Annotated in this window: 7 protein-coding genes and 4 pseudogenes; 2 read left to right on the forward strand and 9 right to left on the reverse strand. The window is 36.2% G+C overall.

Annotated elements, in window-relative coordinates; genetic code table 11:
* Window positions 1-82: 82 nt before the first annotated feature.
* The 5 genes and pseudogenes from CWATDRAFT_RS01880 to CWATDRAFT_RS35375 form a co-directional block, all read right to left on the reverse strand.
* Window positions 83-865, reverse strand: a pseudogene (locus CWATDRAFT_RS01880) (IS1634-like element ISCwa1 family transposase); the annotation flags it as partial.
* Between the two features lie 305 nt (window positions 866-1,170).
* Window positions 1,171-2,667 (reverse strand): IS66-like element ISCwa4 family transposase, encoded by a 1,497-nt coding sequence (locus tag CWATDRAFT_RS01885; RefSeq protein WP_007303390.1) that lies wholly within the window; start codon window positions 2,665-2,667, stop codon window positions 1,171-1,173.
* A 70-nt stretch (window positions 2,668-2,737) separates the two neighbouring features.
* Window positions 2,738-3,745 (reverse strand): annotated as a pseudogene (locus CWATDRAFT_RS01890) (IS5-like element ISUnCu10 family transposase); the annotation flags it as partial.
* Between the two features lie 136 nt (window positions 3,746-3,881).
* Window positions 3,882-4,082: pseudogene (locus CWATDRAFT_RS01895) on the reverse strand (transposase); the annotation flags it as partial.
* A 149-nt stretch (window positions 4,083-4,231) separates the two neighbouring features.
* Window positions 4,232-5,278, reverse strand: coding sequence for a hypothetical protein (locus CWATDRAFT_RS35375; RefSeq protein ID WP_198138915.1), 1,047 nt, complete (start codon window positions 5,276-5,278; stop codon window positions 4,232-4,234).
* Between the two features lie 392 nt (window positions 5,279-5,670).
* On the opposite strand from CWATDRAFT_RS35375, the gene CWATDRAFT_RS01905 reads away from it, so the two are divergent.
* Together CWATDRAFT_RS01905 and CWATDRAFT_RS35380 are read left to right on the forward strand one after the other, a co-directional pair.
* Window positions 5,671-7,920 carry a glycoside hydrolase gene (locus CWATDRAFT_RS01905; protein ID WP_007303394.1) on the forward strand — a complete coding sequence of 750 codons (2,250 nt, stop codon included), beginning with the start codon at window positions 5,671-5,673 and terminating at the stop codon, window positions 7,918-7,920.
* Window positions 7,921-8,178: 258 nt separating this feature from the next.
* Window positions 8,179-9,705: pseudogene (locus tag CWATDRAFT_RS35380) on the forward strand (IS5-like element ISCwa2 family transposase).
* Here CWATDRAFT_RS35380 and CWATDRAFT_RS01920 read toward each other — a convergent pair.
* The 4 genes from CWATDRAFT_RS01920 to CWATDRAFT_RS01935 form a co-directional block, all read right to left on the reverse strand.
* Window positions 9,665-10,450 (reverse strand): mechanosensitive ion channel family protein, encoded by a 786-nt coding sequence (locus CWATDRAFT_RS01920; RefSeq protein WP_007303396.1) that lies wholly within the window; start codon window positions 10,448-10,450, stop codon window positions 9,665-9,667. The pseudogene CWATDRAFT_RS35380 and the gene CWATDRAFT_RS01920 overlap by 41 nt on opposite strands.
* A 74-nt stretch (window positions 10,451-10,524) precedes the next feature.
* Window positions 10,525-11,934 carry an amidase gene (locus CWATDRAFT_RS01925; RefSeq protein WP_007303397.1) on the reverse strand — a complete coding sequence of 470 codons (1,410 nt, stop codon included), beginning with the start codon at window positions 11,932-11,934 and terminating at the stop codon, window positions 10,525-10,527.
* Window positions 11,935-12,085: 151 nt separating this feature from the next.
* The gene (locus tag CWATDRAFT_RS01930; protein WP_007303398.1) at window positions 12,086-13,090 is read right to left on the reverse strand and encodes a BsuBI/PstI family type II restriction endonuclease; all 1,005 of its coding nucleotides are present in this window, start codon (window positions 13,088-13,090) and stop codon (window positions 12,086-12,088) included.
* Window positions 13,087-14,040 carry a DNA cytosine methyltransferase gene (locus CWATDRAFT_RS01935; RefSeq protein ID WP_232286932.1) on the reverse strand — a complete coding sequence of 318 codons (954 nt, stop codon included), beginning with the start codon at window positions 14,038-14,040 and terminating at the stop codon, window positions 13,087-13,089. Before CWATDRAFT_RS01935 ends, CWATDRAFT_RS01930 begins: the two co-directional genes overlap by 4 nt.
* Window positions 14,041-14,174 lie beyond the last annotated feature (134 nt).

Here is a 14,174-nt window from a genome sequence, read left to right on the forward strand (position 1 = left end):
ACAAACGAAGGAGAGTTTCCTCTTCTCATTTGATATCATTAGACTCTTATTCTTTTATTATTTTTGCTTTATCCAATTCAATTTATAGATAATATCTTTGACAAGATGCAGGTAATAAACTCAATATAAAACGCCTTTCTTCTGTTAAATTGACAATTTGTTTAACTCCGTTTAAAATCACATAATGAATACCTTGAAAACATTGAAATATCCACCTCAAAGTCGGACGCAATGTTACTTTCCCTACTTGATTATTTATTCCTTTTTTGACTCTTTTTAAACAATTTCTTAATTCTCTTTGCCCCAAGTTATAAATCAACAAACACAAAGACATTAAAAATAACATTGTTTCTATTCTTTCTGGTTTTTCAACGAAGAAACTATCAGTAAAAAATAAGGGATCTTTCAAAAATCGAAATCCTCTTTCCGTAGATTGCTGATTTTTATAAGTTATCAGAATTTCACTAGCTTCTAATTTATTTTCCTCTACTAAGTTAGTTGCTAAAATAAATTTTCCTGCTTCTTTAGTCTTTCTACTTATCTCTTCATCTTTTTCGATGATCAGACTAATCATTTTATAAATCTTTTCCTTTTTTTTTGAGTAAGTTTCAATCAGTTCAACTTCTTTTATTTCCAACAATCTCAATTTTTTATTAATAGCTTTTAATTTATATCGAGCAGCTTGAGGATGTTCAAATTCTTCAGATTGTATTTCTTTAAGAAATTTTTGGGATTTCTTCTCTTCTTGGGAAAGTTGTTTTTCTAGTTTTTCCAAATTACTTTTCTGTCTTTTTTCACTCAAGACTATTAACCAAGTTTGCTTGATTCCACCATAAGTAACAATTTCTTCTTTCCAGGTATAACTGTAACTGCTCACCGCAACAAAAAAGTCTTATTGAAAAGCACTACAAACAACATCAGTTGAGTCAACAAAAATATAAGCCCTGTGATTTAGCGTAAAATTTAAGCTAATTTATTACGGCTATTTTAATGACTAACATTCCCAGAATCAAGTCTTTTAAAAACCTCAAATAAAAACAACAATATGAGAAAAAAAAGAATAGTAAGATAGTTTTTTGTTAGCGGAGATTATCCGCTAATCCTGTGTATTTTTGTGCAGAGAGATAGGGCGATCAAGAAAAATCTATCCCCCATCGGCTCCGGAGCCTTTTACATCTCTAATCCTGGGGGACTCCGACCAGCTAATGAAAATAATTCGCATAATTGGACAATGGCATTTTGCCCCTGTAATCTCATGGTCTCTAAAAAACTGAACATTTGGGTGACTAACTCTGCACCCCAGTCGCTTCTTGCCCCCCCACTTACTTTGCGGTGAATGACAATGGGACGTAAAGCTCTCTCAGCATCATTATTATCTGGTTTGACTTCAGGATAAGTTAGAAAGGTGAACCACTCTTCCCAATGACGTTTGAGACGGTTAATCAATCTTTGTGCATCATAAGGCCATCCTTTTTTGGGAGTTGCTTTAAAAATCTTTTGCAGTGAGTTCTCGACTTCTGTTCTTTTGGAGCCTAAGTCTTCAAGGGTTAAATTTCGAGCATGATAATGACGATAATGGATACGGGCGGTTGCTAAAACTTGCTGTACATCGGCAGCAAATTCTCGATTCGCTTGAAAACGACTGGTTTTAAGGGACTCTAACTCTCGTTCTAAATGTGCCAGACATTTCTGTTTGGCCATCGCACTTTGTCTAAAGTAGGCACTATAGCAGTCACTGGTGAGGATGCCCTTAAAATCTGCTCCTAACAATTTCTCGACTTCTGCGGAGCTTCTAGTGGGAGCCAACATCAACACACAGACCTCATTTGATGTGGCTACCCAAACCCAATACTTGATGCCATCGATGCAATAACTGGTTTCGTCAACACATCGGATTCCTGGCTGCTGGATGTACTTTAACCACTGTTGGGTCAAGGGTTCTAAACTTTCTTGAAACCATTTGTGCATTTTGGCAAGGCTCCCTTGAGAAATGGGAATGCCAAAGACATACTCTATAAAATGTTCCTGTTTACGCCATGTAAGATTACCCCCATAGCCAAGCCAGCCCACGATGCTACTTAATCGCGCCCCATAACGGAATCCTTCTTTAACTCCCAATGGAACAGGACTGTAATCTGACCATCCACAACTAGGACATTTATAGAATCCGCGACGATATTCCCTGATTTCTATGGGTTGGTCTACTACTTCAGCCACTTGCTGGACTTTTTCGGGAACTACTTCATCTCGTTCCACTGAACCCCCACAAACAGGACAGTTTTCTAGTTCTAAAGGGACTATCTTATCGGGCTGACCAAAACCATTACGGGTCTTCCCTAGGTGGTCATATTTTGGTCCGCGTTTAAATCCTTTTTTGCGTTTCTTTTTGTCAGAAGGCTTTTTTAGTGGGTCTGATGATGGGGGGACTGAACTGTTTTTTGAGTTACGGTTTTTTAGCTTATCTCTCTCTTCTTTCAATTTTTCAATTTCTTGCTGTTGTGTAGAGATTTGTTGTTGTTGCTGGTCAATCAGTCTTTGTTGAAGAGATAACTGTTGTTGTGCCTTGACTAGCCACTCAATCATGAAGACATTGTTCGCCAACTGTTCATCGGCGATAGCTCTAACTAGCTTTGAATCAATGGTAGCATTTGTGGTCATAACCCCCACTATACATAAAAATCCCCGATTTTACCTTTATGTTGTCAAGACAGATTCTTTATTGCGGTGAGCAATTACAACTTATTTTGTCTAGAAACACATAGTTATCTACACAGCTTACTGAGAGTTTAGCTCCAAACTCTATTGGTTTTCCTGCTTTTCCCCTCACTATTGGACGAATATGCGGTTGAGTTAAACTTACAATTCTTTGAGGAACACTCTGGGTCTTATTCTCCCACATTGACTGTTGTTGTTCATAAAATTTTTTGATAGTCTCTAGACAATTTTTCTGTCTTTTACTCAGATTTTCCAGGGAAGCCCCAGCTTGAATTAAGTCTTCTATATTTCCTAAATTTTTCTTAAGGTATTTTAACTGTTTCCCGATAGCTTTTCTTCTTTCTTGATAAGATACTTTTCGTTTTTTAGCTACTTTTAAGTATTCCTTTCTAGCAATTTTTCTAGAAGTTCTCGGCTTTTTTCTCAATTTTACTCTTAATGGTTTATAAAGATTATCTATTATTCTTTCTTTCTCAATTCTGGCTTGATTTAATATGCCTAAATCCGTTGGGTATTTGATGTCTGCTGGCGCACAAGTCGCATCTAAAATTAGTTTACCTTTATTTTTTATTTTTTCTCCTTTTTCTTGGAGACAATCCTTTTTTTTTACTTCTTTATCACTCTTGTCTATTTCTCTTTTTACTATTTTTTTATTGATTTTGTTTATCAATTCTCCATCAATTCTTTTCTTAAAATGAACTAGCATTGAAGATTCCAGTGGTGGCTCTTGTTGATAACAATTTAAACCTATAAAGTATTGTAGATAGGGATTTTCTCTAATCTGTTCTATAGTTTCTCTATCACTTGTTCCTAATTTTTCCTTAATAATTAATGTCCCTAATGCCATTCTAAATAGTTTGGCTGGCGCACCTTTTTCTGCTGAAAAAAGTTTAGCATATTCTTCCTCAAAATCATCCCAAGGCATCAACTCTGCCATGATTACCCAACGATTATTGGGGGACAATTTGCCCTCGAAAGGTAATTCAAATTTTTCTGGGGGCGGTAAAGGTTGCTCCTCTTTTCGATACATTTGTTCTTGACCAACAACTGGGAGGTGCTTCTACCAATTATAGCGGTTTGTAGCCGACAAAGCTGATCTTTTTTGCGATCGCGAATATGGGTGTAACCTTTTAAAGAATAGGCTTTTGCTTTTATTCAGCAAACCCTACATAAGATTGATGACGATGATCTTGAAAACAGTTACCAAACTTCTCGGTAATTCCCAGTTTTTTATCCAACTCAGCTATCCAGACAATCCCCGCATCTGAAGTGATTAGTCCCCCATCAAAATTAGCGATTATTTCTTTTCCTTTCTGTTTACTAAAGTTGATTACTTGACGAGGGTTTCGGGGATGACTGGGACTCATTAAATCAGTTTAAGGTAAATTGCTTTAATAATTAAATTATAGCATATTTTATTCTAACAATCTAGTACTATTAGAGATTTTATTAATAATTTTTTTGGAAAAATGAGTAATTGATTTATCTTTTCATCTTTGTCTAATTCGGGTTGATTTTAACTTAAAATCTGACAACAGACTGTTGGTTGGGGAAATCTGCGATCGCTCTGTTCAAACCCACTTCCTGTAAGGCTTCTGTGTTTGGCGATCGCAGATTTTGTGAGAAATTCGGGATTAAGGATTAGTTGATTTAATAATTGGTTACAGGTTCGTATAATGAGAAATCCATTCAGGGGTTGTGCATCACAATCAGTGAGAATTGTGGGAATATTGGCCTGTAGATATGGGTTGAGTTGTTGTTTTGATTCTTCCTTTAAACCCTCTGTTAGATAGTTGATCAACCAAATCTTAAAAATTTTGAATGGGGAGGACTTAATTTGAAAAAAAAGTTTGAATATTGTTTGATTCTTTATTCGACTTGGAGTTAATTGAATAAAAGTTTCTACTGCTGTCCTAAAAGCTTGATGATTCAATAAGGTAGGGTTAGGAACAACTTGTATAGGTTGAGGAATTTTGCTTGTCATGCTGCGAAGACGAGCAACTTCAATTTTTTGTTTTTGCAGCACAATTGTTCTGTTGAATTTTTCTTGAAAGGAGTTTTGTTGATGTCGTTTGAAACCAGCTAAAAAATTAATATACTCTGGTAGACTATAATGGTCTGCTAAACACCCTTTATATAAGAAGGGGTAACGTCCTAATAAATCCCCTAAAACTTGTGGTTTTGCTGCATCGGAACTAAGAAGAGGATTGATAATATGACTTAATCTTTGTAATTTTAAATATTCAGAGCTTCCCGAAAAAGCTTGACTTTCTTCTTGCCACCTTTCAATAAAATTTTCTGGCTTTTTCTCAGACAAATTTAGTTCTTTAAATAAATTAAGTAAACGATAAATAATACTTTTTGCATCTTCTTCAACTATCCAATAGGCAATACAAATTTGACAAATATTATTTAAAAATGATAGACAATTACCTTTAGTATTTGGTGAGCATACTATATTCTTGACCATTTTCTGAACTTCCACATCGGGGTAATACTCAGTCTCTGCTAATAGTAAATGTAGTTTATCTAATACCTCAGAACTGGGCTTAGTTTCTATCAATGTGAGAAAATATTGATAGAGACTGTTATCGGTAGTCACAGTTTTTGTAGATATAGATTCTAATGTACCAAATGAGCCTTGAGTTATCACCATATTACTAATTACAATTCACCTAACTTTCATTAATTATTGATGCGATCGCTCTCAAACTCAAGAAAAAAAATTACTAAGGTTATGTGATCTTTTATATTGACATTATTAACTTACTATGGTAGCTGCAAACGTTACCGTATTTTCCACAAAGAAGGGGAGATTTCAGGTAATCTAGAAGGTATGGCAGTTCAAGTTTGGGTGTTTAAACAAGGCCGTTTCTCACATTTTAGGTAAATATACCTTCATTAATCACTCACTGTTGCTATTACTCATCACAACCACAGAGATTAAAAAATATAATGGCTCATCCTCTATACGTTGCATTTATTTGGCATCAACACCAACCCTTGTATAAATCCCGTGAAGCGATTAATGATCCCAATGGACAGTATCGTATGCCTTGGGCCCGTTTACACGGTGTCAAAGATTATTTAGACCTAATTCTTGTATTAGAAGAGTTTCCCAAGCTGCATCAAACGGTTAACTTAGTCCCTTCTTTGATTCTACAGTTAGAAGATTATAGCCGAGGAACTGCACTCGATCGCTACATGGCTTTAACTTTAACTTCTGCTATCGATCTCACAGATGAAGATAAAGGATTCATTTTTGACCACTTTTTTGATGCTCATCACCGCACCTTAATCGATCCCTATTATCGCTATTCTGAATTGAATATGCAAAAGCACGATAAAGGCCGAGAATGGTGCTTTGAAAATTGGAGTGTCCATGATTATAGCGATCTCTTGGCTTGGCATAACCTAGCTTGGATCGACCCCATTTTCCGAGAAAAAGATCCCGAAATAGCTGCTTGGTTTGAACAAGGAAAAGGCTTTTCTTTGGAAGATCGCAAAAAAATTATTGCTAAACATCGGGAAATTATCGGACAAATTATCCCGCAACACAAAAAAATGCAGGATTCTGGGCAGTTAGAACTAATTACAACGCCCTATACTCACCCCATTTTACCCTTACTAGCGGATACAGATTCGGGACAGGTAGCCATTCCTGAGATGCAGTTACCTGAAAAACGGTTCCAGTATCCTCAAGATATTCCTTGTCATCTGCGTAAAGCGAAACAAATGTACGTCGATCGCTTTGGCTGCCAACCGAAAGGACTCTGGCCGTCAGAACAGTCCGTTAGCCCTGCCATTCTACCCTATGTAGCTCAAGAAAAGTTTAATTGGTTGTGTTCCGATGAATCGGTTTTGGGTTGGAGTGTGGAACATTATTTCTATCGGGATGAAACCGGAAACGTTTGTGATCCCCACAGAATGTACCTTCCCTATCGCCTCGAAACTGAATACGGAGATTTAGCCATTGTCTTCCGTGATCACCGTTTATCCGACTTAATCGGCTTTAGTTATAGTGGTATGGAACCCCGTCACGCTGCTTCTGATTTTCTGGGACATTTACAAGCCATTTCTCGTTCTTTGGTGGAACGTCAAGAAAGCAAAGTTACCACCCTGGAAGATCCCTGGTTAGTTACCATTGCCCTAGATGGGGAAAATTGTTGGGAATACTATCACGATGACGGCTTACACTTCCTCAGAGCGTTATATTCTCAGTTAAGCGAGGTTGATGATATAGAATTAGTCACCGTTTCCGAATTTATTGAGAAGTTTCCCCCCAAAGAAGAAATTCCAGCCAAGAATTTACACAGTGGTTCCTGGGTAGATGGTAGCTTTAGCACCTGGATCGGTGATCCAGTCAAAAATAAGGCTTGGGACCTCTTAACCGATGCTCGTAAGATTATGGCAAAACACCCCGAAGCCACGGAACAAAGTAACCCCGAAGCCTGGGAAGCGTTATACGCAGCCGAAGGCTCGGACTGGTGTTGGTGGTTTGGAGAAGGTCATTCTTCCAGTCATGGGGCTTTATTTGATGAATTGTATAGGGAGCATTTACGGGGAGTTTATTCGGCTCTGGGTGAACCTATTCCTGATAACTTATATGAAGCTCTCGACGATCATACCAAGAAAGGCGATCGCCCCCCAGAAGGCTTTATTCAACCTGTGATCAATGGTGATGTTGATGAGGAAGACTGGGAAAAAGCCGGACGCATCGAAATTGGCGGCTCAACGGGAACTATGCACAAAGCGAGTACGGTGCAACGCATCTACTACGGTGCGGATCACCTGAATTTATATCTACGTTTTGATGTCAAAATGGGGTCACAACCCGGTCGAGACTTACCCAATGAGTTACATTTACTCTGGTATTACGCCGATACCGATGTGTTTACCAGTTCGGTTCCTTTGGCGGATGTTCCTGACGAAGCACCGCTTAATTATACTTTCCACCATCATGTAGGGATTAATTTGGTTTCTCAGTCAGCCTGGTTACAACAAGCTTGGCATAGTAATGACTGGCACCCGAAAAATCACCGTATTGAGGTGGCGTTTAATCAATGTTTAGAAATTGCGGTTCCTTGGAGTGATCTACACCGTGAACCGGATGCTTGGTTGCATTTAGTGGCTGTATTCGCTGATCACGGTAAGTTCCGTAGCTTTTTACCCGAAAACCAATTAGTGGAGTTGAAAGTTCCTTAAAGGTGAGTTAGAGAAAATTTTGAATATGAACAAACCCGACTTTTAAAAAGTCGGGTTTTTAAACTTCAGATGATGAGATTTTCAAAGAAAGCTTGCTTTTTTGATAGTATTAAAGTTAAATAGGGTTTGCTGAATAAAAGCAAAACCCTATTCTTTAAAAGGTTACACCCATATTCGCGATCGCAAAAAAGATCAGCTTTGTCGGCTACAAACCGCTATAATTGGTAGAAACACCTCCCAGTTGTTGGTCAAGAACAAATGTATCGAAAAGAGGAGCAACCTTTACCGCCCCCAGAAAAATTTGAATTACCTTTCGAGGGCAAATTGTCCCCCAATAATCGTTGGGTAATCATGGCAGAGTTGATACCTTGGGATGATTTTGAGGAAGAATATGCTAAACTTTTTTCAGCAGAAAAAGGTGCGCCAGCCAAACTATTTAGAATGGCATTAGGGACATTAATTATTAAGGAAAAATTAGGAACAAGTGATAGAGAAACTATAGAACAGATTAGAGAAAATCCCTATCTACAATACTTTATAGGTTTAAATTGTTATCAACAAGAGCCACCACTGGAATCTTCAATGCTAGTTCATTTTAGGAAAAGAATTGATGGAGAATTGATAAACAAAATCAATAAAAAAATAGTAAAAAGAGAAATAGACAAGAGTGATAAAGAAGTAAAAAAAAAGGATTGTCTCCAATAAAAAGGAGAAAAAATAAAAAATAAAGGTAAACTAATTTTAGATGCGACTTGTGCGCCAGCAGACATCAAATACCCAACGGATTTAGGCATATTAAATCAAGCCAGAATTGAGACAGAAAGAATAATAGATAATCTTTATAAACCATTAAGAGTAAAATTGAGAAAAAAGCCGAGAACTTCTAGAAAAATTGCTAGAAAGGAATACTTAAAAGTAGCTAAAAAACGAAAAGTATCTTATCAAGAAAGAAGAAAAGCTATCGGGAAACAGTTAAAATACCTTAAGAAAAATTTAGGAAATATAGAAGACTTAATTCAAGCTGGGGCTTCCCTGGAAAATCTGAGTAAAAGACAGAAAAATTGTCTAGAGACTATCAAAAAAGTTTATGAACAACAACAGTCAATGTGGGAGAATAAGACCCAGAGTGTTCCTCAAAGAATTGTAAGTTTAACTCAACCGCATATTCGTCCAATAGTGAGGGGAAAAGCAGGAAAACCAATAGAGTTTGGAGCTAAACTCTCAGTAAGCTGTGTAGATAACTATGTGTTTCTAGACAAAATAAGTTGGGAAAACTTCAATGAATCTTGTCATTTAAAAGAACAAGTAGAAAAGTATAAAGAAACGTTTGGCTATTATCCCGAATCCGTCCATGTAGATAAAATTTATCGAACTAGGGAAAACAGAAATTGGTGTAAGGAAAGAGGGATAAGAATCAGTGGTCCGAAGTTAGGAAGACCTCCGAAAAATGTCAGTGAAGAAGAAAAGAAACAAGCCCACTCCGATGAATGCTTCCGTAATGCTATTGAGGGAAAGTTTGGACAAGCTAAACGAAGATTCAGCCTAAATCTCGTGATAACAAAACTCCCTGAAACCTCCATTACATCTATTGCTATTACATTTTTAGTTGTCAATCTTTCTAAACTTCTGAGGCAGCTTTTGTCGCTTTTTTTGTCCTTATTTACTGATAATAGAACAGGGGAACTCATCAAACCGCCTTTCATTAATTTTGATTATACCTTAAACAATTTTTATGTACTAAAACTTATTGATTTGTCAGAAAATTCTTGGTCAAAAGTGGCATAAATTTTGGAGAAACTTTTTCAGCAAACCCTAAATAGTTATTAGGAACCACCATTAATGTACCTTTTCCAGAAATACGAATTTTGGTAGAACATAACCCGATAGACTCAACTTTACCAAAAGTTCCATCTGGTAAACCGATATAATCACTAACCATAAAAGGACGATCCAGATAGAGAACAATTCCTCCCAATAATTGTTCTAATGTTTTTTGAGCCGCAAAAGCGATGGCTACACCACTAATACCTAAACTAGCAATTAAACCAAATATATTAATTTCATGAGCTTGGGAAAAAATGGTAATAATAATGAATAAAAATAGAAAAAAAGTCAACCCTTTAGCAACAATTAGTAAATCACTATTTAACTTTTGTCCATTTTGAGTAATCTCAGTGAGATAAATCTTAAAAAAACGTTCAACTAAACGATAACCTAGCCAACCAATAACTAAAGAAACCGATAAACCCACAGGAAATTCAATAATATTGATTGACTGAAGTTTTGGGACTAAACGATGGGTTACTAATAAAATAATATCAGCTAATAATAAGAGAATTATTGACTGTAATAAAGCTTGATCAGGATTAATTATTCGTTGATAAATCTTTTGAGTTTCTGAAGTAGCTATGTTCTCTCGGAAAATCACTAATAAACGAAGTATTTGGGGTAAAGCAACTATCACAAGAACAATAGCTAAACCCACAGGAATTATTGGCCAATTAATCAATATTTTTTCAAAATTTAACATAACGCCACATTAAAAGTATCTTTTTTTTGTATTGCTACATTATACAAATAAAAGTATACAAGCAAAAATTAATTTTAATGTGAAACAGAAGATGGAATAGGTAAGGAAAAATTCTTAGATTTTTCTAACTGAGAAGCTAAGCGAATTAAAGTTAACTCATCAGCAGGTTTTCCTACTAATTGAATTCCCACGGGTAAACCGTTTTCATCCTGTGCCATTGGTAACGTCATCGCTGGTAAACCACTAGCATTAAATGCAGGACAAGGAGCAATCCAATTGATTATTTTTTCTAAAGTTTCTTGGGGTGATAAATGCGCCCATTGTCCTATTTTAATCGGTTGATGTAAATAAACAGGTAATAGTAAGACATCAAAATGCTCAAAAAAGACCACCAATTGACGGGAAAAAATCTGTATTTGCTGAACAGCCTGTAAATATTCTCCTGCACTTACCCTTTGTTCTCTAAACCAATTATTCAGAGGACTCAACATACTTGGAGGCAGTCCAGATGCCCCTATTCCCGATTGCCAAATTTTAGTAAAGGGTTCAATTAATGCCTCCACTGATGGACAGTTTATTTCTAAAAAATGACCAAAAGACTCTAATAATTTAGCCGTTTTATCGACGGTTTCTTTAACAATGGGTTCGCTTTTAGTAAAGGGGGGCATATGGTCACAAAAAGCAATTTTTAATGGGGTAGAAACTTGTTTTGTTGCTTCTAAAAAAGAGATTTCAGGAGACGGCAACCAATAGGGATCACCAGGAATATAACCGGACATAACATCTAATAAAGCCGCTGCATCAGCCACTGTACGTGCTAAAGGCCCATTGCTAGAAATGCCACTTTGATAGTCTCCCACAGGTGCATTAGATATCCTTCCCCTACTCGGTTTTATACCCACTAAACCACAGCAGGCCGCTGGACCACGAACGGAACCCCCACCATCGGAACCCTGGGCAACCGGACAGAAACCTGCCGCCACAGCCGCCGCTGCACCTCCACTGGAACCCCCTGCAGTATAGTCTAAATGCCAGGGGTTACGGGCAGGAGAAAAGCCTGGGGGTTCGGTGAAAGGAAATGATCCCAGTTGGGAGGTGGCAGTCTTCCCTAAGACGATAAACCCTGCTCCCTTCATGCGGGTTGTCACCCCGTCATCATAGTTAGCAATATTCTCCCTCAATGCTGCTACACCATAGGTTAAAGGCATTCCTGCTACTGCATTGAGGTCCTTAATGGTAGTGGGAACACCGAAAAACAGAGGTAAACTATTAGGATCTGATGTATTAAGTAACTGTTCAGTTTTTGTTTGGGCTTCTTGGAGGGCAGTTTCAGCAGCAACATGGAAAAAACTACCCAGTTTAGGATTATATTTTTCGATTCTATCTAGATAAAGTTGGGTTAATTCTAGGGGAGAAATGCTGCGATCGCGGATTAATTGAGCTAAGTCTAACGCAGGAGTAAAGGCTAAATCAAGGGATTTCATAAAATTTAAGAAAGAGGGAGCTTAAACTTTTTATCCTATCATGTTAGTAACTTATATCTGATTAAATATTGACTAGAAGGGTTGATTATTCTAATTGGGATAATATTTCATTCTATTTTGTGTATTTTTTGTTCAATTTTGTAATTCTTATTTAATAAGAATTACAAAATTTTTCACCGTCAAAATGAATCAAATGGTCAGGTGATTCTGCGATCCATACTTCTGTTTCCCAAGCAATGTCACTAACAAACTTACGAAAGGTCTTTTTATCTAAAAAAGCAGTAACAAAAATTAACTCAGCTTGGCAATTATTGGTTAATCTTTTCAAATTTAATAGACGAACTGGAGAGATTACTCCTGAACTATTAACTGCTTCAATGAGATATAACCAGTTTTTAGTATGTGAATAAGCAATAATATCAGGTAACTCACCATGAGAAATTTCAAAAAATTTTAATTCCTTCAATTTATCTTGCTCTAAATGTAAAAATTTATCGGCTGTATCTCCTATATATAAAACCTCTGCACCGTAACCGTAGCGAGGAAGAAATAACTCAATAATTGCTTTTTGTAATTCATTATGTTTTCCTGGACTCAGTTCTAAAATTTTACCAGATGGAAAAATAATAGGAACTAAATTAAGGGAACGACTTTCAGAAAGCTCAGTTTTCAAAGTTTTTGTATTTTTTAAAATTTTACTAAGTTCATAATCCCATTTTTGAGTTCCAAAAGTTTCAATTACAATAGCATAATCAGGATTTAATGCAAATGCTCTTGTTCCATCATTACGCGCAGCATTAGGGTTAGTAGCACTAGCAATAACTATTCCTGATAGGACCAATAATTTTAAGTCTTTTCTACGAATATCATCATAAGAACTCTCTGAAATATTTTCATCAAAATACGTATTCCAAAATTTAATAATTTCTCTTGTTCTTAGAGCATGGTTTTGAGAAGTTTTCTGAACATTTTTCCAATCTTGACTATTTTTGAGATTAGCAACAGCTAAAAAAGCCATTCCTAGTCTTTCTAACCTTCTAGTTGTTTGTTTTTCTAGGGGAATACCTAATTGTTCAAGAATAAATAATGCTTCATTAAGCAATGACTTAATTTCAGTATTTTTAGTTGATTTTGCAGTATAGTCTTTAGAATTCATAAAGGTAAAGATAATTGTTGAGGAAGCGTATATTTTTTAAGTTCTCTGGCTGATAAGCGATAACTAGATTCTAAATAATTACGGACACTTTTTGCTAAATAAAAAGCTAATAGTGGAGACACAGCATTACCAATCTGATTATAAGAACTTGTTTCACTTCCATAAAATTCAAACCAGTCTGGAAAACTTTGTAACCGCGCTGCTTCTCGAATTGATAAACGTCTTCTTCTACCATCGGGAAGTTTAATTCTGTGCATATCTCCTGTTGCACCTGCTAAATTACGACAAGTTAAAGTCCTTGCTTGTTTATCTAAATGTAAATCACGAGGCCGTTTACAACAAGATGCTTTCTCATATTTAGCAATATATTTATCCATGCTAGGAGTTAAAAATTTAGAGTCAGGTAACACTTGAAATGCTAATTCTCCTAATGCTTCTCCTGCTGTAATTCTCTTAGCTGAAATTTGAGGAAACTGGAATTTTCCTCGATGTCCAACTACCATTAATCTTTCTCTATTTTGAGGAACTCCGAAATCAACAGAATTTAATAGTTTCCATTCAATAATGTAGCCTAAATCTTGTAATGATTGTGTTATCTTATCAAAATACCATTTATTTTTGTATAGTAACCCTCTCACATTTTCAAATAACCAAATATCAGGCTTAACCTGTTTAATGGCATTGATAAAAATAGGAAAACCATCTCGTGAATCTCTTAGACCTTTTTGTTTTCCCCCAACACTAAATGGTTGGCAAGGTGGTCCACCAATGATGACAGATGCACCCGATAATTTACTATTAACTGTTAATTCTATTTGCTCACATTTACCCCGTAAATTCTTTTCATAACTATGACAACAATCTTGCTCTTTCTCAAATCCGTAAGTCTCAAATCCTTGCGCTTCAAATCCCAAAGATAAACCACCACACCCTGCAAACAAATCTAACACTAAATGAGATTTTAGCTGTTGTGGTTTCAAAATGTTATTAATTTGATTGATATAATTAGTTAACATGGAAAAATAATTTTTGTTCCTTCTATTTAATAATAGCAGTAAGGCGATTATAGATATAAAATGAAAAC

It is taken from the genome of Crocosphaera watsonii WH 8501, from assembly GCF_000167195.1.
GTDB classification, from domain to species: Bacteria; Cyanobacteriota; Cyanobacteriia; order Cyanobacteriales; family Microcystaceae; genus Crocosphaera; species Crocosphaera watsonii.